The organism is Delftia sp. Lp-1 (assembly GCF_020523835.1).
Lineage (GTDB): Bacteria > Pseudomonadota > Gammaproteobacteria > Burkholderiales > Burkholderiaceae_C > Comamonas > Comamonas acidovorans.
Genome location: NZ_JAJALJ010000001.1, coordinates 2562350 through 2581629, shown reverse-complemented (window position 1 = coordinate 2581629; position 19280 = coordinate 2562350). Strand labels below are relative to the sequence as shown.

Sequence of the window (19280 nt, the reverse complement as noted above, 5' to 3'; positions counted from 1 at the left end):
CACCCTCGGTGCGGGGCGGCCCTTCCTCGGTGTCTCAAAGTTGAGGTGCGCGGGTTTTGTGGCTGCGAACCATCTGAAGTCCCATGATTTATCAATCTGTATTTCAGAGGTAGCCATGGTGCAAGATGCCATCTCGCTTGCTCCCCATCCGCCGCCTCTCATGAAGACCCACCTGCTGCGCTATTTCGTCGCCCTGGCCGAGGAACGCCACTTCGGCCGCGCGGCCCAGCGCCTGTGCATCACCCAGCCGCCGCTGAGCATGGCGCTCAAGACCCTGGAGCAGGACCTGGGCGCCAGCCTCATGGACCGCGACGCCAAGAACGTGCGCCTCACCCCCGCAGGCGAGGCCTTCCTGGTCGAGGCACGCAAGGTGCTCGCCCAACTGCAGCACGCGGCCGACGTGGTGCGCGGCGTGGCCGAAGGCATGCAGGGCCGACTGGACGTAGGCATCACCGGCTCCATGGTCTACCGCCAGGTGCCGGATTTCTGCCGCGCCTTCCGCGCAGAGCGCCCCCTGGTCGAAGTCTGCCTGCATGAAATGTCCACGCGCGAGCAACTGCAGGCCATTGCCAGCGGCCAGATCGACTGCGGCTTTCTCAACATAGGCACCCCGCCAGACGGCCTGCAGACCCTGTCGATTGGCGAGGAACCCTTTGTCTGCTGCCTGCCCGCCACGCATGCGCTGGCGCAGCAGCCCGCCATCGACCTGCGCGAACTGGCCCGCGACACCTTCGTCATGTTCGCCCGCGAAGTGGCTCCAGCCAACTACGACAACGTCATCGCCTGCCTGCAGCAGGCCGGCATCCACCCCCATACCCGCCACGCGGCGCGCCAGTGGCTCACCGTCATGGCCCTGGTCTCGGCAGAGCAGGGCGTGGCCCTGGTGCCCAGCTGCATGCAGCGCGTGGGAATGAACGGCGTGGTGTTCGTGCCGCTGCGCGGTCCGCAGCAGGCCATGACGCCCGCTGTCATGGCCTGGCGGGCGGACCAGCCTGCGGCGGTGCTGCAGGCGTTTATTGAGAGGGTGAGGGCGATGGCATCCACCGCCGTCAAGGGTGGTAGGGGTTGAGGGCTGTCACCTCTACAGACCCTTCGCAGTAGTGCATGGCGAAAACCACCAGCTCCTTACCATTCGATTGGGTGATGGCCTCCACGTACCAAAAAGGCACTTTTTCTCCCGGAGAAAACGTCACCTTGGTGATATCGAATGCGTACTGAGGAAACTTCTATTTCAGTTTTTTCAGTACATTCGTCCGAACCAGATTAAGGTCATGGTTTTCGCAAGCGGTTGCGTTTTTTGCGTCGCCGCATGCGGTGACCAGCAAGACTGCGCCAGCCAACATACTGCGCAAAAAACTGGATCTTGACATGGTTTTTTCATATCAGCGGCCTGTGAAGTAATTGGCCAAAGCCGTTGATGGCCGGATACTGGCTGGAGTTATGCGCGGATGTGCGGCGTTGTGCGGGCACCATCATCAAAGACGGGTTGCCATGGTACTTTCTTCTGTTTTAGGCTGAAGAAGGCACCATGGCTTCCTGGTGTCATACACTTGGTTTATTGTTGCTTCAATAGATTTCCATTATCCCATTTTCACTGGCCGAGTATTTGCTTTCCGAAACTGCTCGAGCAGAAACGGCCTTTCCCCCTGTGCCGGCCAAATGGGGGTACATGTAGCACAGAACTGCGACTTGCAAATTTGCTACTGGAATGCTACCAGCCATGGTGAAACCATTGTTATAGCAATTTGGAATTCCTCGAACTCCAACGGCGAGTGAAAGATCGCCACCTCTCGCGACAGAAAAGTCAACTCCTGCACTTGCAGATACTCTTGTATATGAACCAGCACGTGGGTAAGGGTCGTAGCTTAGAGATAGAACAGGTCTGTAGTCCCATTGGCCACCGGGCATGTAATAGTAGTTGGAATGTTGCTTAAATGACATTTCCTTTTGAAGGGAAGACGGTTCACAATGAAGGGGTATATTCCTTTCATCGCTACCAATTACCATTTTTCCAGGAGATTCTGGATTTTTGTCTCCGTACATTTCACACAACCTCTTGTTGAATTCAATTGCTTCATCATTTTGATTGGTGGTTTCGTAGAGATACGATCCATTTGATAGCTTGACTAGATTTATGGTCACAGTACCATTCATTCCAGCCATGCTGCCAGAAATACTTCTGGCGACCATTGGCATGCCGTTCTTTTCAATTTCCTCATTCCCTATCAAAAAATCTTGAGCCATTGCAGATATTGAACCGAGAACAAGTATGGATCCGGTGAGAATTTTACTTAGCATAGTTCCCTCTGTGCTGAAATGTTAATAGCCTTTGCTGCCACATGGCAGTGAGTGGCGCTATTAGTCTAAGTTCTTTCGAATTTTCAGATCAAGTGCAGACTGCTGTCGTTTTCTGTTTGTTCTTAAAAATAAGATACTTCCTAGGAATTGACGTGAATTGACGATCAAAGGTCTAAACACACGCATTCGGATGGCCTGATGAGCAAGGCTTGCGCTGATTCGCAAGCTTGATGAATCCGTAAGTTCCTAGTGCCGTACATCCGAGTGCTCTTGCCGCTTTGGCAGTGCCCCTCTGTCGTCGGCGATCGAGTCTGCCCACATAGCCACTACGAGGGCCGAGGGAGATGCGATATGGCCGGGTTTGAGCTGCGAGACAGGCGCCCGGAATCTGCGGGTCACCACGGCGCCAGCCGCGCAACTCAGTCCGATGGCACAGCGTCGGTACTGCCCAGAATCTCCGCCACCTTGAGCGCCAGCGCATCCAATGTGAACGGCTTGGTCAGAAGCTGCGTACCGGGGTGCAGGTTTTCCTGGCTGAGCGGAGATGCCTCGGTGAATCCGGTGATGAAGAGCACCGGCAGGTCGGAACGGGCCAGGCGAGCCTCGTCGGCAAGCTGCTTGCCGTTCATTCCGCCGCGAAGCCTCATGTCCGTGATCAGCATGTCCACCCGGGTTCCGGCGCGCAGTACCTGCAGCGCGGCGGCTGCATCGGCCACGGCAAGCACCGTGTAGCCCAGATCGACAAGCGCCTCGTCGATGAGATGGCGGATCGGGGCTTCGTCATCCACCACCAGCAAGGTCCTTTGGGCAGGAACCACCACCTGCCTTGCCGCATCGACCGCGCGTTCTGCAACGGGCGTGGCGTCGCACCTGGGCAGATACAGGCAGACCGTGGTGCCCTGGCCCGGCTGGGAGAAGATTCTGACCGCTCCTCCCGATTGCCGCGCGAAGCCGTAGATCATCGACAGCCCCAACCCTGTTCCATGGCCCACCGGCTTGGTGGTGTAGAACGGCTCGAAGGCGCGCGCAATGGTCTGCTCCGACATGCCGGTACCCGTGTCGGTGACGCACAGCGACACATAGCCGCCCGGCGGAAGGTCCCACTCCCGGGCTGCCGCCTCTTCAAGCTCGATATTGGCTGTCCTGATGGTCAGCCGGCCGCCTTCGGGCATGGCATCGCGGGCGTTGATGCACAGGTTCAGGATGGCGTTCTCAAGCTGCGTTCCATCGATTTGCACATGCCACAGATGGGCTGCCGGCACGATGTCTATGTCCACGCTGGCGCCCACCGTCCTTCGCAGCAGGTCCTCCCAATCGGCCAGGAGCGCGGCCATATCGGTGGGCTTGGAGTCCAGGATCTGCCGGCGCGAGAACGCAAGCAGCCGCTGCGTGAGCGTGGCGGCGCGCCGCACCGCCCCCTGCGCTCCATGGATGAAGCGCGTGAGGTTGTCCACCTGGCCGCGCGCCAACATCCGCTGCAGCAGCTCCAGATTGCCCATGACGGCCGCCAGCAGGTTGTTGAAGTCGTGCGCAAGGCCGCCCGTCAACTGGCCCACCGCCTCCATCTTCTGCGACTGGCGCAGTTGCTCCTGCGCCTTGGCCAGCGCTTCGGCCTTGGCCATTTCGGAGGTGATGTCGCGGCCCACCGCGTTGATGCGGCCTGCCGCCGAACGCGTGGACCAGGAGATCCAGCGGTAGCTCCCGTCCCGATGGCGATACCGGTTGTCAAACCTGGCATGCGCCATGCCTGTGGCCAGCTCCTGCGTGTCCTGGATGGTGCGCGCCAGATCCTCCGGATGGATGAGATGAAAAAGCGTCGTGCCCAGCAGCTCGTCTTCACGCCAGCCCAATACCTCGGTCCAGGCCGGGTTGACCGCAGTGATGATGCCCTCGAACGTGCAGCGCATCATGATGTCGGATGACAGCTGCCACAGCGCGTTGCGGTCGGCCGTGCGCTCTGCCACCTGTTCCTCCAGCGTGGCATTCAAGCGCTCCAGCGCGGCCTGGGCCTGCTTGCGCTCGGTGATGTCGGAGGCCGCTCCCAGCCAGCCGGTGATGGCGCCTGCGGCATCGAACAGCGGCACGGCGCGCGAGAACGCCCAGCCCACGCTGCCATCGACCCGGTTCACCCGGTGCTCGATCACGTAGTCGGTCTTCGTGCGGATGGCCCGCGCGATCTCCGCGCGCACAAGGTCGCGGTCCTCCGGGGGGATGTAATCTTCCAGCCAGTTCGTGTTGGACGCCTGCGTGTCGGGGATGAACCCGCCGCCTGCCAGCTGGTGCAGCTCGCTCCAGTCCGCACTGATGGAGTAGCGCACTTCCGACGAGGACCGCACCAGCGCATCCAGCCGCTCCTCGCTCTGGCGCAACAGGTCCAGCGCCCGCCGTTCCGCATCGATGTCCAGAATGGCGATGGCCGTGGCCACGACTTCCTTGTCTGCATTGCGCAGCGGCACCCCGAACACGCGCGTCCATACTTCGAGCCCCTGGGGCGTGTCATAGACGCAGTCAACACCCGGCACCACCAGCTCCCCGCGGAACGCGCGGGCAGCCACAAACTGGTCGCGGGGGACGGGCTTGCCATCCTTGTCCCAACTGCGCCAGCGCCCCCGGTCTTCCTCGGCCGACAGCAGCGAAGGGATGGGGGTCTCCGGCAGGAAATGGCGGTAGGCCGGGTTGGACATCAGCACCTTGCCGCCCTTGCTCACCAGGCACAGGCCTATCGGCAGATGCTCAATGAAATCCGAAAACAGCGTCTTTTGGTCTGCCACCTGCGCATCGAAGGGGTCCTTATCGCTGGTGCCCGCGCCCTGCACGGCGCTGGCATGGCCCGCCGTGGCAATCGCCAGCTGCGCCCGCAGCCGGGCGTTTTCAGCCCGAAGCAGGGCAATCTCGTCAGACGCTTGGATCATGGGGGAATGGGGCGGGGCGTTGGGTGGAGGAGAGGGGGCAACTCGCCGCTGGCGGGGACGGCGATGCTGCCTGGGGATCATAGCTGTGACTGCTGGTGCGACCGATGTTGAGGCTGTAGTCCTCGGTGCGGCAATTCTTGTGAGCTTTCGGCCTCCCAGGGACTATTGGGTTGAATTGGCCGTGCAATGGGCTGAATTTGGGTCCCCAATGACCGATGAATCGGTCGACGAACGCTCGAAATGTGCCATTGAAAATATGGAAGTCGAAAATCTTATTGAGAAAATGGCAAAAGGATGCATATTTCCGCCAATTTCTCGAATATGAATCAAACAAATCGGCAATGAATTATCTGCCCCGTCGTGCAGGCCATGGCTGAAGGGTGGCGGCGATGGGGCTTCCCTGCAGGAAACGTGCCGCAGGCACCGCCGCTGCTGTGACTTTCATGTCACACAGCACAGCTGTCACGAAGAATACTTATGTGTTGCCTAGAGTTCCCGCAGCGGTGGCAGGAGGCTACCGTCATTCTCATTAATAAGTTCAGTTCGTATCTCGCCAATGAAAAATCAAAAAACGTGCTCGCGCATTCTGGGACTCGCGATGGGCACATTCTTCGCCTCTTCTTCCAGCTTGGCCTTGGCACAATCTTCCGTCACCATTTTTGGTGTGGTGGACGTCGGCGTCACCATTGCCAAGTCCGGCAGCAACAGGCTCAATGCACTGAACTCCAGCCAAGGCAAGACCAGCTTGCTTGGATTGCGCGGCACGGAGGACCTGGGCGGCGGCAACAGAGCTCAGCTCTGGCTTGAAGGCGGCCTCAACCCCGATGTCGGCACTGGCGGCAGCAGCGGCTCCCTTGGCTTCGAGCGCCGCTCCACGATCGGGCTGAGCAACAATTCCTGGGGTGAAATCCGGCTGGGTCGCGACTACACCCCCAGCTACAACATCTTCACCGCTTTCGCGGGCCCTGACACCACCACCGGTGTGCAGGCCAATCTGTTCCAGACGATCCGCCAGACTGCCTACAACGCCGCCAGCCAAAGCGGCGTGGTCGACCGCACGCGCATCAGCAACGCCGTGGGCTACTTCCTGCCGAGCGACCTGGGCGGTGTCTATGGCCAGTTCTCGGTTTCCTTTGGCGACGAGAACGCCTCTGGCTCTGGCGCAAGCAAGGCCCGCAGGTACATAGGCGGCAACCTGGGCTATCGCTCGGGCCCGCTGAACGTGGGTATCGGCTACGGCAGGATCGACGGCACCGCAGCCGTGGCTTCGCCCAGCGCCATCGCCGCAACCAGCGATCTCGAAGACCTGGTACTGGGCGCCTCGTACAACTTCGGCAGTTTCCTGCTCAATGGCGGATACAACAGCCTGAAGTGGGAGCCCGTCAACGGCGCAACCTCCGGGAAGGTGGACGGTTTCTACCTGGGCGCAACCATCCCCATGGGGCAAGGCAGCTTGCGCGTCAAGTACGCCAGCGCCAAGTTCAGCGGCAACGCCTCTGCCCTCACGCGCAGCGGCGGCAAGGCCGACAAGTATTCGATCGGATATGTCTACGACTTCTCCAAGCGCACCTCTCTGTACGCAGGGCTGGCGCGTGTCAACAACAAGAACGGCGCCAGCGTCGGCCTGATCGGCGGCCCTGCGGGTGTGGCCAACGCCGGCTCGACCGGTGTGGATCTGGGCATCAGCCACTCGTTCTGAGCGGCACAGCGCCTTTTCCAGAAACGAAGCCTTCAAGGCTGGGCAGGCCCTTGCCACGCAGGGCCTGCCGATCTGCCGATCTGCCTATCAGGCTTGCCTCTTCTTCTCAAGATCTACTCGCCATGCGCCCCCCCACTTCTTCTTCCAGCCTGATGGCAGTGATCGCCGCCGCGGCTGCCTTGCTGAGCGCCTGCGCCGACACCCGCCCGCTCCAAGTCGCCGGCTCCGAGACGGTGATGCAGACCACCGGCGTCGGCAGCATTCGCGCCATCGTCACGCGCCAGGACGTCCAGTTCGACGACAGGTTCTATTTCCCCTACGAAGGCCAACACCCCGCCACCAAGGCCGATTTCCCCAAGGGCTTTCTGCCAGCCTACGGTTCGGGGCTGGCCTTGAAGGGCAGGCGTGCCGACGGCACGCTGGAGTTCTACGCCATCACCGATCGCGGCCCGAACGCGACCACCGGCCCGGTCACGCAGATCACCGACGGCTCCAATCCCGCGGGCTTTGCCAGTTCCACGGTGTTTCCCTCGCCCAACTTCACTCCGTCCATCGGCGTGATCGCCCTCGGAAAAGACGGAGCCAGGCTCGTCTCCACCCTGCCGCTCAGATTCAGCGCCACACAGAATGCCAACGGCCGCGTGCAGCCACGGGGCATCACAGGCAACACGGGCGAGCAAGTCCTGGACGACTCCTTCACCTATCCCGGCAAGGCCAAGGGCTACAGCGAATTCGGCCTGGACACAGAATCCGTGGTGGTGGATGCCGCACGCAATGTGCTGTGGGTGTCCGACGAATACGGACCCTTCATCGTGAAGATCGACCCGGCGACCGGCATCATCCAGAAGAGATACGGGCCCGGCACTGGCGCGGCCGATCTGCCGGCCATTCTCGCCAAGCGCCGCGCCAACCGTGGCATGGAGGGGCTGAGCATTGATGCTGCCAGCGGCAAGCTGCACGGTTTCCTGCAAAGCCCTCTGGACGACGGCAAGGCCGACTACACCACCGCTGCCGTTGCCGACGCCACTGGCAAGCTGGAGAACGTGCGCGACTACGCCCGCTTTGTGCGCTGGGTGGAGTTTGACCCGACCACCGAGAAAACCCGCCTGTTTGCCTTGCCCGTGGACAGCAGCTGGTACAGCCAGGGCAAGACCGGCAATGCCAAGCTGGGTGATGTGGTTTCACTGGGCAAGGGGAAGTTCGTCGCCATCGAGCAAGGCACGGGCAAGGACAAAAAAGTCTTCAACGACCTGGTTTTGATCGAGTTTCCGGCCAACGCCACCGACATCACCGCGCTGGGCTCCGAGCTGGAAAAGAGCAGCCTGACTGGCAAGCCGGTCAATGGCTCGGACTATTCCAAGGTCGTGACGCTCAAGAAGACCCGGCTCTTCAACCTGAACGCCACCGGCTGGGTGGCCGAGAAGGCCGAAGGCCTGGCACTGGTCGATGACTACACGTTGGCGCTGACCAACGACACCGACTTCGGTGTTTCGCTGGCCGTGCTGGACGCCAGCGGCAAGGACATCGAAGGCTCGGACGTCACCAAATGCATGGTGGACGCTGAAGGCAAGATTGTGAACGACGGCCAATGCGCCAAGGGTGCGGCGAGCCTGCGCTTTACCACCAATGACGTCAACGATCGCACGCAGCGACTGTGGACCTTTGGGTTCAGCAAGAAGCTGAGCGAATACGGCGCTCCCTGAACGACTGCGACTGCATGGCATAGGCAAGACAACGGGGCCACGGCGATCCAGGGCGGTTCGTCCAGCGCGAAGGCGCTGCGACGGGCCGCAACGCTGATGTCGCCTCCTCTGGCATCTGCACGGAGCGGCGCCGCCGTTGCGGCGCAAGTGTGGGCTTGCCGCAATGACTGGTCCTTTCGACCTTCGGCAGTGTTCCGGCATTGCCCAAAGCGGTAGTCGTTGAGTGCGTAGATGACAGGCATACGTCCGAGCCAAGCACTTTCACAATCAAATCCCCATCTGCTTGGCCATTTCAGAAGCGCCTTCAAATTCCATACTGGTTTCCCCGTGAATCGAGGAAATTCAACAGTGAGCAGTGAGCTGTTCAGAATCCCTCCCGGATTTTCGGTGGCTTGGGATTGGCCAGTCATCGAATTCCTGAAGAGACAGCGCGTGCGGTATCCTCAGCCGCTCTGTGGAGGAGAAGAAAGTGGCGGTACTGATTCCTGCGATGGGGGCGTGCGTTGGGCGCATGACGCCTGGCGAGCGACGGCTGGCCGAGCGTTTGGAGCAAAAGCTCGAAGACGATTACATGCTCTGGTATGACGTGCCCATCGGTCCCAAGCAGACGCATCCTGACTTTGTCGTCATTCATCCACGCAGGGGCGTTCTGATTCTTGAGACCAAGGACTGGCGGCTCGAGACGGTTCAAGAGGCGACCAAACAGGCCTGGACGCTCATCGTGGATGGAAGGCCCAAGGTCGTCATCAATCCGGCAGCTCAGGCGCGACACTGCGCCATTCAAGTGGTCAATGCACTGGAGCGGGATCAGCAACTCATTCACGGCGAAGGCCCTCATCAGGGAAAGCTGGCATTTCCCTGGGGCAGCGGCGTGGTGTTCACCAACATCACGCGCAAGCAGTTTGAAGAATCTGCACTGGACCAGACGATTGATGCGCATCTGGTCATCTGCAAGGACGAGATGCTGGAATCCGTTGATGCGGAGGCTTTTCAGCAGCGCCTGTGGAACATGTTCCCCCACGCTTTCGGCAAAGCCATGTCGGTGCCGCAGCTCGAGCGCACGCGGTGGATCATGTTCCCGCAGGTGCGTGTTCCGGTGCAAGGCAGCCTTCTGCCGGAAGACGCGGACGAGTTGCCGGACATCATGCGCGTCATGGACTTGCAGCAAGAGCAACTCGCGCGCAGCCTGGGCGATGGGCATCGCGTGATCCACGGAGTTGCCGGCTCAGGCAAGACCATGATTCTTGGCTATCGTGCGGAACACCTGGCCAAGACCGCTTCGACCAAGCCCATCCTCGTGCTCTGCTACAACGAGCCCTTGGCAGTGAAGCTCAATGCCTGGTTTGCGGCCAAGGGCCTGGCCGACCGGGTGCATGCCCGCAACTTCCACAAGTGGTGTCGCCAGCAGTTGGTGGCCTATGGTCAGACGCTACCCGCTCAGGGCCCAGGCATGTTTGATCAGATGGTGGAGTTTGTAATTCGCGGCGTGGACCGGCAACAGATTCCGTCCGGGCAGTACCAGGCCGTGATGGTCGACGAGGGGCACGACTTTCAGCCTGAATGGCTCAAGCTCGTCACCCAGATGGTGGACCCTGAGACCAACAGCCTGTTGATCCTGTACGACAGCGCCCAGAACATCTATGGCAAGAGCAAGGCGCGTGGGTTCAGCTTCAAAAGCGTGGGAATCCAGGCCTCTGGGCGCACGACCATTCTCAAGATCAACTACCGCAACACCAGGCAGATTCTGCAAATTGCCAACCGCGTCGCCGCCGAGTTCCTGCAACCCAATGCCCAGGATGAGGACGGTGTTCCGCTGGTGCAACCCATCAGCTGCGGCCGCGAAGGGCAGGAGCCGCTGATCGTGCGCCTGCCGAGCGTGCGGGACGAACCCGCCAAGATCGCCGAGCTGCTGGCTGCGGCGCATCAGGAAGGCCACGCCTGGGGTGACATGGCCATCCTGTGCCGCGATCACGACTCCATGAACCAGTGCGCCCTGGCACTTGGCCGCCGAAAACTGCCGCATCGCGTGCGACATCGGTCAGGTGACTTCGATCCACTGGCCGACACCATCAAAGTGATGACAATGCACGCCAGCAAGGGATTGGAGTTCCCGGTCGTGGCCGTTGCAGGAGTGGGGCAGATGCCGCGTGAAGGAGAAGATGCGGCGGACGAGGCCAAACTGTTCTATGTGGCTGCGACGCGGGCGACACAAAAACTGGTATTGACTGTGGCGGGAGAAGGGGCGTTTGCGAAGGCGCTGGTGGATGCGGGGTGAGGACGGGCACAAGTCCGTCGTGAGGTGGTCAGTGCTCCAGGCGTGGTCCCAGTAGCGTTGTGCCCGCAGCGCATTCTTGAGGATGGCGCTGCGATCCGAAAAGGATGTTGTGCCTATCACCCTTCCCACTCGGATGTGCACGCCATCTTGCCACTCGGCGCATTGCGCAGGCGGTTCAGGAAATCCAGTTGGCTTTTGGCCGTTTGATTCCCTGTTGCAACGGCTTGCCGCAGCCAGTGCACTGCTTCACAGCGATCCGCTTTCACCGCGGTGCCATACAGGGTTGGGCCTGCCAGAAGAATCCATGCCAGTGTTTCCTGGGCTTGTGGCTCGCCATCCCGGGCCGCCTGGCGCAGCAACGCGAGCATGGAGGCGTAGTCACCCGCAGTCTGCGCCTCCAGGGCCAGTTGAAACCGCTGCTCGGACGTGGTGGCCATGTCAAACGGCAGCGGTGCCGCCTGCGCCAGCGCGCCCGACAGGGCCGCTGCGATGAACAAGCCATGCCGTGCATGCCGGGCCAGCGTGGCAATTGGGGTGGCAATTGGGCGGAATTCGAATCGCATTTTTGTCTCCACTTGAACTGAGTGGCCCCATCGTCTTCGCAATCCCGATCCCTGAAAATTCGGAATTTTCAAAGGCGCCCTCAGGGCCACCCATAGGCTGATTCGAATCGGCGGTGCAGGCCCCTCGTGGAAGGCTTCAGCCCATGAACCCCAGACCGATGGGATACGCCGAGCCGCCGAAGTTGCCGATGTGCGGCAGCTGTGCGTTTGCACGGAGCAGCGTTGCCGAGGGGTATCTGTCGCCTGGCGTTCGCATGGCAAGGCTCCTGAACGCTGCACCCCGGCTCAGACGCACTAGGGATGCCAAGGCCAGGCAATCTTCTGATTGTCAGTGTGTGTATGGTGAAGTCATTCGTACACGTTACCTAAGGCTCAGGTGTTGCACTTCATATTTGAGACCGCCGTAAATCAACTGTGCAAAGACAATGACGAGAATCTTCTTTATTTTGGTGGGGATCATGATTTCTGGCTCCACGTCTGCTGGTGAGAAAAATTCGCCACCAATCCAAGATTTGCAAGAAATAAAGAGATCTGCAGATGAATTTTTGATGAAAGAAAAAAGGCAGAAGAGAACACAGTTAACTGCTGTTCGAATAAATCCAAAAATAATAGTCGAACAATGCGCTGTTCCACTTTAATCAGGTTGGGCGTCTTCAGACCGTGGAGTTTTAGAAAAAAGAGTTCAAGTTGTCTGCAAATCGACATTGCACGAAAAAAAGGGTTGGCGTGTTCTGGTGCCAATTGCAGCGTCAGCCACACACAAGAATTAGAGTGAAATTCTATGCGTCAGGAATGCTTGGCCACCGCGCAAACGAAGGGCCATTCCAAGAGACGCTGATGCCGCCCAGCAGCGCTGTCGTTTTAGAGCAGTGCCACTGGATAAGCTTTAGGTTGCTGCAACGACTGGTACGCACCACCATGCTCGTCGGTGGTTCAATGTCGGGACTTCACGCGGCTTTGGAGGCGTTTTCTGGGAAGCTGAGGTGGATGGAGCGAGTGATATAGGGCGTAGGAGGCGCATGATCACCGGTCTGTGCTTATTGCTCGCTGCTGGCAAGATCCCCATTTTAGATGTTCGAATTTGTTATTGAATCCGCATCCAAGTGCGATTTTGGTCATCTAGTTGCTATGGCCTTGAAATAAAGATTCTATCAATTCTTTGATTGGGAGAGTCGTCTAGACTTTCTTCTTCTGCATAGAAATAAATAAGATTGGCAATTTCCTCATCAACTGGGAAATGTATTTCTTCCACGCTGTCATATTCGATTTAAAAATGTTTTGACACAAAGCGTAGATCATCTCCCACTCTGATATCTTTGTTAAGAGACCCTTTGTAGCCTTTGCCGACTACGATGAGGTCAATAAGGCCGTTTTCATCGAAGTGAACTTTAACTGCACATTTCCCAAAATATAGCGAGCGGCGCTTTAAAGATATTTCTCTTTCATGCACTCCATATCTGGCGAACCTAGTTGAAAATCATCGACAAGCAACCACCCCTCTACAGTATCAACAGCCTGACCGAGCTGAATTATGGATCTATTCCAACGGCTGGCTTTGGCTATTACTTCATCGAACTGATTTGAACTCTGGTTGAGAAAAAATCCCGCAGCAGAGACTCCTGGAACAATGTCTGCAAAAAAGGTCTGGCATTAGTATGTGATTTACTTTTATATCAATGGTTTAAAATGATCTAAAGCTTGTGTGAGTCGTTATGTATTAAGGCGGGCTAAAATTGCCGATGCACGAAGCGGGGTTTTTCGATAGATCGTCACATAAAAACATAGAACTATTGAACACCGGGGTACGTCGCTAGCTCAACACCAGGCAAGCATTTTACATGCTCATCCAATAGACACCTCACAAACCGTGTGTAGCCTAATTTTGTCTTTTTAAAATCGATGCCTCGCAAATCACAATCAAAAAAGACTGTGCCTTGCAAATTTGCCTCTTCAAAGTAGACGTTTTTGAATACGGTGTTGAAAATCTCCGCGTTGGCGAAATTCGATTTATTTAAATTTGAATTAATTATTTCGCTGTCAGATATATTTGCCTTTACCAGTTCGGTGTTGATGAAATTGCATTCAATGAAAACGCAATTTTTTATCCAAGAACCACCAATATCGTAGCTCTCAAAATTACACCCTTGAAACATCACATCAAATGTCATGAACTCCATTACATTAAACTCAGGGAATTTAACATTGGAGACATTTGCATGTTTCAATTTCATTGAAACTATTTCAATCAGGCTGTTGTCGTTAATTTTATTAAAAAAATCAGCTATGCCGTCCTCAAGACAATGGCCTGGTTTTGGTTCAATGAATGGGGAGCTATTCTTTTGCATTGATTTTGCTTCTATAGCACTATTTTGATTAGAGCGTATTATGAATTTTCGTTTGCTGTGTTCAGCAGCTGGCGTGGAGTTCCGCGATGCCTCGCAGGCCTTACATAACAGGGGCACCTTGGCGATTGCTGCCAAATGACCTGAGCAGTCCTTCGTGCCCCCACCAGCAGTTTCAAACAGCTACTGCTCATCTGGTGAAACAATATTCAGAATGTGTTGTTCATAGATTTCAGAAATTCGCTCCAGGACAAGCGCCTTTCCTAAAATTTCCGCATCTATAACGGCATCCCGTAATAATTCTGGAGAGACCTGCTTCAGGGCCTTTGTTGACAACGGTGCGTAGCTAAGATGCCAAGGCTCAGGATACATCCCACCTTTAAAAAATTTGTAGGGTCGAAAAAATCCGTACTTGGCAATGTTCTCATCGAGCCAAAGATGCAGTGGGTGAAATACTCCACCTTTCACGGTCTCTTCTGGAAGTAGCTTAGGTTCATAGCCTACAGGCATCGCGGCGCCATCAACTACATCGATTTCTGTGCCCCACTGATGGCGGCTTCCTCCAGGTAGAGCAGACCAGTTGAGAATGCAGTCAATGATCTGAGCGTCATCTAAATTTGCCTTGTCGCGAGGAACACCATTGATGTCATACAGAGGTTTTTTCCCGGAAAATTTCCCGTTCCAAATTCTCAGTTGAGTCCGAAAATCTCTAAACGAACTAAAAGGTAGTAGATCTATTCCTGCTTTTTTTGCGTCGTTGCGCATTGCAAGAAATGCATGTCCGGCATCTAGTTGGGCCGCGAATCGGGGTTCATCAAACTGGGTGACATGAGTGCGTGATCTGCCAGTAAGCTCTAGGTCATTTAGCATATGTCTTTCAATTTATTTTGGAGTCATTTGGTCTTGTTTTGCCGTTAGCAGTGTATTTTGTGCGGCCGCTTCTGGCCGGCAGCAGTCCTTCACTAGGTACCACTTTCACGCTTTTCCACTCGCTTGTCCACTTCACCCACCGCATCCCCCGGCGCAACCCCCAACATCTTGCACTGCTTGAAGGCAGACCGAAGGCTTGGCCTCGTATCAGCTTCTGTCTTCCCTGCCTCTTTACAAAATTCCAACTACAGGTGGCAGACAGAGACTTGGTAAAGCCGGAAGCTTCGCTGTCCGGTTCTCTCGCTTCCACTGCGTGCAGTGGCTCTGGGACCGGGACCCTCTCGACAGGACTCCAATGCCCCAGCCAACCCCCGCCACCACATCCCCACCCAAACTCGAAGACCTCGCCATAGACGCCGTCCTGCACATGGGCGCTGCGCTGGATGTGCTGGACCTGCACGCTCGCCACAAGGTCACGGCCATCAATTGCGTGTGCCGGGATCTGCTGCGCATCTACTACGTGAAGGCCGATCAGGCGCAGTCGCTGGAGCCGGAAGATAGGGAACTGGTGGGCTTGCTGCACGACACGGCGGTGAATCTGGGCTATGCCATTGAGGTGGTGGAGCATCTCAATGGCGATGAGGCCGACGACCCCATTCTTTATGCCGTGAGCTATCTGCTCAGGGCTGCGAAGCGGTTTGCGGATGAGGGGGTGTCGGTAGCGTTGGCCTGAGGAGTGCTGCAGGCGCGGATGGCCTGCGGATATGGCGGGAGCGAGGCAAAAAATGGGCGAAAAAAAAGCGCGCCTCATGCTGAAGCGCACTGCCGGGTTGGGGCGGTGGATCAGTCCTTCTTGGCCCGGATGACTTCGCCGCCCACGGCGTCGATCTTGACTTCCATGAGCGTGCCGTTGGCCTGCAGCACTTCGACCTGGTAGCTGGTCTGGCCCCAGTGGGAGTCCAGTTCCGCGCTGACGGGCGTGCCCGGGGTGTGGCGGGTGGCGGCCTGGATGGCCTGCTCAATGGTGGACTTGGCCTTTTCCAGGCGCTGGCGGTCCTTGCGCTTGGCGGCGCCGTCGTTCTTGTGCTGGGCGGCCTGGCCGGTGATGGCGTTGACCCAGACTTCCACGCTGTCGCCGGCCGGGGTGATGACTTCGATTTCGTAGCGCGGGCCCATGCCGTCGCCGTCGTCCAGCTGGGCTTCGATGGCCTTGCCGGGCACGGCCTGGGTGGCGCGGGTGATGGCCTGTTCCAGCGGGATCTTGGCCTGGCTGGTGATGGTCTGCCATTCGGCCACTGATTTGGCGGCGACGGGCAGGGCAGCGGTGGCGCAGGTCAGGGCCAGGGCGATGGAGAGGGCGGCAGTGCGTGCGAACGGGGCAGGCTTCATGGGTGTGGGCTCCTTCCGGGAATGGGGTTGGACAAGACAACGGTCGGGGCCATTGTCTCCACCGTCCCGGAGAGCGGTTGTCGGAGAGGGCGCCCTTTGCCCCCTCCGGTGTGCTGCGGTTTGATCCAGCGCAAGCTCTGCGTTCAGAGGCCCAGCACCTTGGCCACGTAGTCGGCGTCCTTGTCGCCCCGGCCCGAGAGGTTGATGAGGATGTGCTGGTCCTTGGGCAGGCCGGGCGCCACGCGCATGGCCCAGGCCACGGCGTGGGCGCTTTCCAGCGCGGGGATGATGCCTTCCACGCGCGACAGCTGCATGAAGGCGTCCAGGCATTCCTTGTCGGTGACGGATTCGTACTGCACGCGGCCCAGGTCCTTGAGGTAGCTGTGCTGCGGGCCCACGCCGGGATAGTCCAGGCCCGAGGCAATGCTGTGCACGGCAGCGGGCGTGCCGTCCGCGTTTTCCAGCACGTAGCACTTCATGCCGTGGATTTCGCCGGGCTTGCCCATGCTGAGGGTGGCTGCGTGGCGGCCGGGCTTGTCCGTGCCTTCGCCCGAGGGCTCCACGCCGACGAGCTTGACCGAGGCATCGCCCAGGAAGGCCGTGAAGATGCCCATGGCGTTGGATCCACCGCCCACGCAGGCTGCCACATGGTCGGGCAGCTTGCCGTGCCTGGCCTGGAATTGCTCGCGCGCCTCGCGGCCGATGATGCTCTGGAAGTCGCGCACCATCATCGGGAACGGGTGGGGGCCGACCACGGAGCCGATGGCGTAGATGTAGTCGGTGGGGTTGGTGAGGTATTCCTCGAAGGCGCTGTCCACGGCTTCCTTGAGCGTGGCCGCGCCGCGCGTCACGGGCACGAGCTTGCAGCCCAGGATGCGCATCTTGGTGACGTTGGGGTGTTCCTTCTCGATGTCCACCTGGCCCATGTGGATCTCGCAGGGAATGCCCACCAGCGCGCAGGCCGTGGCCAGGGCCACGCCGTGCTGGCCGGCGCCGGTTTCTGCGATGACCTTCTTCTTGCCCATGAACTTGGCCAGCAGGGCCTCGCCCAGGCAGTGGTTGATCTTGTGGGCGCCGGTGTGGTTGAGGTCTTCGCGCTTGAGGTGGATCTGTGCGCCGCCCAGCTGCTCCGACAGGCGCCGCGCGTGGAAGATGGGGCTGGGGCGGCCCACGTAGTCGGCGAAGAGCTGGGCCAGTTCCTGCTGGAAGTCTTGGCGTTTGGTGATTTCGGCGTAGGCGGTGTTGATGTCGTCCATGGCCTGCTTGAGGTGGGGCGGGACCAACTGGCCGCCGTAGGGGCCGAAGTAGCCTTCTGCTGTGGGCATGGGGGCGAAGGTGGGGGGTGTAGTGGTCATGGTTGCTGGCGGGTGTTCTGTGGAATGGCTGATGGTGGCGGTGGCAGCTTACGTAGGGCTGCCATGGGTCTGAAGAGAGAAAACCCCGGTCGGGGTTTCTTGTTTTTGACCCTGCCGGGTGGTTGTTTTTCGAGGCCGGGTTTCGGCCCGGCGGCCGACCGACTTTCTTGCCGCGCGGCAAGAAAGTAGGCAAAGAAACGCGCCCGAATGCCCGCGACCCCTTCGCTGCGCTGCGGGGCAACCTGCGTCGGGCCGCCTGCGGGGTTCGCCGTGAAACTCGTTGCGCGCTGCGCGCTTCACTCAAACATCACGGCGAGTCAGATGACGAGGCAGTCCTGTCCTGCGGCAGGACTGCAACCCCGCAGGCGGCCCGACGCAGGCGCGGGCATACGGGATTCAGGGGTGCGGGCGCGGGGGCATCGGCCGCTGGCCTGAGCCTGGCGGTCAGCCGTTCTTTTGCAGGGAGCGGATGACGCTGGAGAAGTCCAGGGCGCCGTTGCCTGCGATGGAGTGCATGGCGTACATGGCGCGGGCCATGCCGCCCAGGGGCGTGGAGGCCTTGACGGCCATGGCGTTTTCCTGGGCCAGGCCCAGGTCCTTGAGCATGAGGTCGGTGCCGAAGCCGCCAGCGTAGTTCTTGGAGGCGGGGGCGTTTTCGTGGACGCCGGGGAAGGGGTTGTATTTTTCCAGGGCCCAGTTACCGCCCGAGCTGCGGCGCATGATTTCGCTGAGGACCTTGGGGTCCAGGCCGTTGGCCACGCCCAGGGCGATGGCTTCGCTGGTGCCGATCATGAGGATGCCCAGCAGCATGTTGTTGCAGATCTTGGCGGTCTGGCCCGCGCCCACGGCGCCGGCGTGGAAGATGTTGGCGCCCATTTTTTCGAGCAGGGGGCGGGCGCGTTCGAGGTCGGCGTCGCTGCCGCCGACCATGAAGGTGAGGGTGCCTGCAATGGCGCCGCCCGTGCCGCCGGAGACGGGGGCGTCGATGAAGGCAATGCCTGCGGCTTCGGCGGCCTTGGCGACCTTTTGGCTGGTGGCGGCGGCGATGGTGGAGCTGTCGATGATGAGCGCGCCCTTGGCAATGCGCTGCAGCAGGCCGGCCGCGCCGTCACGGCCGAGGAAGAGGCCTTCCACGTGTTGGCTGGCGGGCAGCATGGAGACCACGGCTTCGGCGCCCTGCACGGCGTCTTCGGCGCTGGGGGCAATGGTCACGCCTTCGGCGGCGACCTTGGCGCAGGCGTCCTTGGAGAGGTCGAAGGCCTTGACCGTGTGGCCGGCCTTGTGCAGGTTGATGGCCATGGGGCCGCCCATGTTGCCGAGTCCGATGAATGCGATCTGCATGTACTTGTCTCCTGTGTTGTGAAGCTTGTGGTGTGTCTCAGTGGACCGTGTCGCCGGTGTACTTTTCGCCGGGGTTCATGTCGCCGGTGTCCATGTCGCCGTCCGCAATGCCGCCGTTCGCAATGTCGGCGCCGCGTTCTTTGAGCAGGGAGCGCAGGATGCCGCGATGGCAGCGCGCCTCCTGCTCGCAGTAGCAGCCGATGGCGAAGGCGCTGTGCTGCGAGAGGGCGGCCAGCAGGTCCAGGGTGCGGCTGGCGGCGGGCTCGGCCATTTCCTTGCGGAATTTGCGCACGAACTGCTGCCAGAGCTTGTCTGCCTCGGCCTGCTGGCCGTGGTCCTGCAGCCGGTGCGATTCGAGCGCGGTGTGCATGGTGTCGGGCTGGGGCGAGAGTTCGGGGTACCAGACGTCGTAGTAGTCGCGGCTGGCGAATTCGGCCTTGGGCACGCCGCGCGGCGGGCGGCGCACGGTGCCTATGCGCAGGCCTTCATCGGCGTGGCGGGGGCTGCCTAGCTGGACGATGCGGATGGGCATG

15 protein-coding genes are annotated in these 19280 nt (G+C 59.4%); 5 read left to right on the top strand and 10 right to left on the bottom strand.

Features of this window, described 5'->3' with window-relative positions; all coding sequences use genetic code 11:
- Nucleotides 1-115 precede the first annotated feature (115 nt).
- Nucleotides 116-1069, top strand: a complete 954-nt coding sequence (locus tag LGR64_RS11530) for a LysR substrate-binding domain-containing protein (protein ID WP_034393379.1) — start codon at nucleotides 116-118, stop codon at nucleotides 1067-1069.
- Between the two features lie 497 nt (nucleotides 1070-1566).
- Here the strand turns inward: LGR64_RS11530 and LGR64_RS11525 are convergent, their stop codons facing one another.
- The gene (locus LGR64_RS11525) at nucleotides 1567-2244 is read right to left on the bottom strand and encodes a hypothetical protein (RefSeq protein WP_230355477.1); all 678 of its coding nucleotides are present in this window, start codon (nucleotides 2242-2244) and stop codon (nucleotides 1567-1569) included.
- Nucleotides 2245-2717: 473 nt separating this feature from the next.
- Nucleotides 2718-5210, bottom strand: a complete 2493-nt coding sequence (locus tag LGR64_RS11520) for a hybrid sensor histidine kinase/response regulator (RefSeq protein ID WP_141832338.1) — start codon at nucleotides 5208-5210, stop codon at nucleotides 2718-2720.
- 598 nt (nucleotides 5211-5808) lie between these two features.
- On the opposite strand from LGR64_RS11520, the gene LGR64_RS11515 reads away from it, so the two are divergent.
- The 3 genes from LGR64_RS11515 (at nucleotide 5809) to LGR64_RS11505 (ending at nucleotide 10887) form a co-directional block, all read left to right on the top strand.
- Nucleotides 5809-6909 (top strand): porin, encoded by a 1101-nt coding sequence (locus tag LGR64_RS11515; RefSeq protein ID WP_043824728.1) that lies wholly within the window; start codon nucleotides 5809-5811, stop codon nucleotides 6907-6909.
- Between the two features lie 122 nt (nucleotides 6910-7031).
- A complete protein-coding gene (locus LGR64_RS11510) occupies nucleotides 7032-8612 on the top strand; it encodes an esterase-like activity of phytase family protein (protein WP_230355475.1) in 1581 nt (526 codons plus the stop codon).
- A gap of 511 nt (nucleotides 8613-9123) precedes the next feature.
- Nucleotides 9124-10887, top strand: a complete 1764-nt coding sequence (locus LGR64_RS11505) for a DEAD/DEAH box helicase (RefSeq protein ID WP_230356179.1) — start codon at nucleotides 9124-9126, stop codon at nucleotides 10885-10887.
- Nucleotides 10888-11003: 116 nt separating this feature from the next.
- Here the strand turns inward: LGR64_RS11505 and LGR64_RS11500 are convergent, their stop codons facing one another.
- The 4 genes from LGR64_RS11500 to LGR64_RS11485 form a co-directional block, all read right to left on the bottom strand.
- Nucleotides 11004-11450 (bottom strand): sel1 repeat family protein, encoded by a 447-nt coding sequence (locus LGR64_RS11500; protein WP_230355474.1) that lies wholly within the window; start codon nucleotides 11448-11450, stop codon nucleotides 11004-11006.
- 456 nt (nucleotides 11451-11906) lie between these two features.
- The gene (locus LGR64_RS11495) at nucleotides 11907-12209 is read right to left on the bottom strand and encodes a hypothetical protein (protein WP_230355473.1); all 303 of its coding nucleotides are present in this window, start codon (nucleotides 12207-12209) and stop codon (nucleotides 11907-11909) included.
- A 1028-nt stretch (nucleotides 12210-13237) separates the two neighbouring features.
- Nucleotides 13238-13930, bottom strand: coding sequence for a pentapeptide repeat-containing protein (locus LGR64_RS11490; RefSeq protein WP_230355472.1), 693 nt, complete (start codon nucleotides 13928-13930; stop codon nucleotides 13238-13240).
- Nucleotides 13931-13975: 45 nt separating this feature from the next.
- Nucleotides 13976-14662 (bottom strand): M15 family metallopeptidase, encoded by a 687-nt coding sequence (locus LGR64_RS11485; protein ID WP_268868948.1) that lies wholly within the window; start codon nucleotides 14660-14662, stop codon nucleotides 13976-13978.
- 355 nt (nucleotides 14663-15017) lie between these two features.
- On the opposite strand from LGR64_RS11485, the gene LGR64_RS11480 reads away from it, so the two are divergent.
- Nucleotides 15018-15395, top strand: coding sequence for a hypothetical protein (locus LGR64_RS11480; RefSeq protein WP_230355470.1), 378 nt, complete (start codon nucleotides 15018-15020; stop codon nucleotides 15393-15395).
- A 110-nt stretch (nucleotides 15396-15505) separates the two neighbouring features.
- Here the strand turns inward: LGR64_RS11480 and LGR64_RS11475 are convergent, their stop codons facing one another.
- The 4 genes from LGR64_RS11475 to LGR64_RS11460 all read right to left on the bottom strand — a co-directional run bounded on the left by LGR64_RS11475 (nucleotide 15506) and on the right by LGR64_RS11460 (nucleotide 19279).
- Nucleotides 15506-16051 carry a PepSY domain-containing protein gene (locus LGR64_RS11475; protein ID WP_230355469.1) on the bottom strand — a complete coding sequence of 182 codons (546 nt, stop codon included), beginning with the start codon at nucleotides 16049-16051 and terminating at the stop codon, nucleotides 15506-15508.
- Nucleotides 16052-16194: 143 nt separating this feature from the next.
- Entirely contained in the window at nucleotides 16195-17406 is a 1212-nt protein-coding gene (gene trpB / locus LGR64_RS11470; RefSeq protein WP_071955814.1) for a tryptophan synthase subunit beta, read from the bottom strand.
- Nucleotides 17407-17850: 444 nt separating this feature from the next.
- Nucleotides 17851-18747 carry a 3-hydroxyisobutyrate dehydrogenase gene (gene mmsB, locus LGR64_RS11465; protein WP_230355468.1) on the bottom strand — a complete coding sequence of 299 codons (897 nt, stop codon included), beginning with the start codon at nucleotides 18745-18747 and terminating at the stop codon, nucleotides 17851-17853.
- A gap of 37 nt (nucleotides 18748-18784) precedes the next feature.
- On the bottom strand, nucleotides 18785-19279 hold the full coding sequence (locus LGR64_RS11460; RefSeq protein WP_230355467.1) for a DUF488 domain-containing protein: 495 nt from the start codon (nucleotides 19277-19279) through the stop codon (nucleotides 18785-18787).
- Nucleotide 19280: the final 1 nt, after the last annotated feature.

What these genes read in the sequence shown, in the direction of transcription:
- LGR64_RS11480 (WP_230355470.1), top strand. Translation starts at nt 15,018, where the DNA reads ATGCCCCAGCCAACCCCCGCCACCACATCCCCACCCAAACTCGAAGAC.
- LGR64_RS11505 (WP_230356179.1), top strand. Translation starts at nt 9,124, where the DNA reads ATGACGCCTGGCGAGCGACGGCTGGCCGAGCGTTTGGAGCAAAAGCTC.
- LGR64_RS11510 (WP_230355475.1), top strand. Translation starts at nt 7,032, where the DNA reads ATGCGCCCCCCCACTTCTTCTTCCAGCCTGATGGCAGTGATCGCCGCC.
- LGR64_RS11500 (WP_230355474.1), bottom strand. Translation starts at nt 11,450, where the DNA reads ATGCGATTCGAATTCCGCCCAATTGCCACCCCAATTGCCACGCTGGCC.
- LGR64_RS11525 (WP_230355477.1), bottom strand. Translation starts at nt 2,244, where the DNA reads ATGGCTCAAGATTTTTTGATAGGGAATGAGGAAATTGAAAAGAACGGC.
- LGR64_RS11460 (WP_230355467.1), bottom strand. Translation starts at nt 19,279, where the DNA reads ATGCCCATCCGCATCGTCCAGCTAGGCAGCCCCCGCCACGCCGATGAA.
- LGR64_RS11475 (WP_230355469.1), bottom strand. Translation starts at nt 16,051, where the DNA reads ATGAAGCCTGCCCCGTTCGCACGCACTGCCGCCCTCTCCATCGCCCTG.
- LGR64_RS11485 (WP_268868948.1), bottom strand. Translation starts at nt 14,662, where the DNA reads ATGCTAAATGACCTAGAGCTTACTGGCAGATCACGCACTCATGTCACC.
- LGR64_RS11515 (WP_043824728.1), top strand. Translation starts at nt 5,809, where the DNA reads ATGGGCACATTCTTCGCCTCTTCTTCCAGCTTGGCCTTGGCACAATCT.
- mmsB (WP_230355468.1), bottom strand. Translation starts at nt 18,747, where the DNA reads ATGCAGATCGCATTCATCGGACTCGGCAACATGGGCGGCCCCATGGCC.
- LGR64_RS11520 (WP_141832338.1), bottom strand. Translation starts at nt 5,210, where the DNA reads ATGATCCAAGCGTCTGACGAGATTGCCCTGCTTCGGGCTGAAAACGCC.
- LGR64_RS11530 (WP_034393379.1), top strand. Translation starts at nt 116, where the DNA reads ATGGTGCAAGATGCCATCTCGCTTGCTCCCCATCCGCCGCCTCTCATG.
- trpB (WP_071955814.1), bottom strand. Translation starts at nt 17,406, where the DNA reads ATGACCACTACACCCCCCACCTTCGCCCCCATGCCCACAGCAGAAGGC.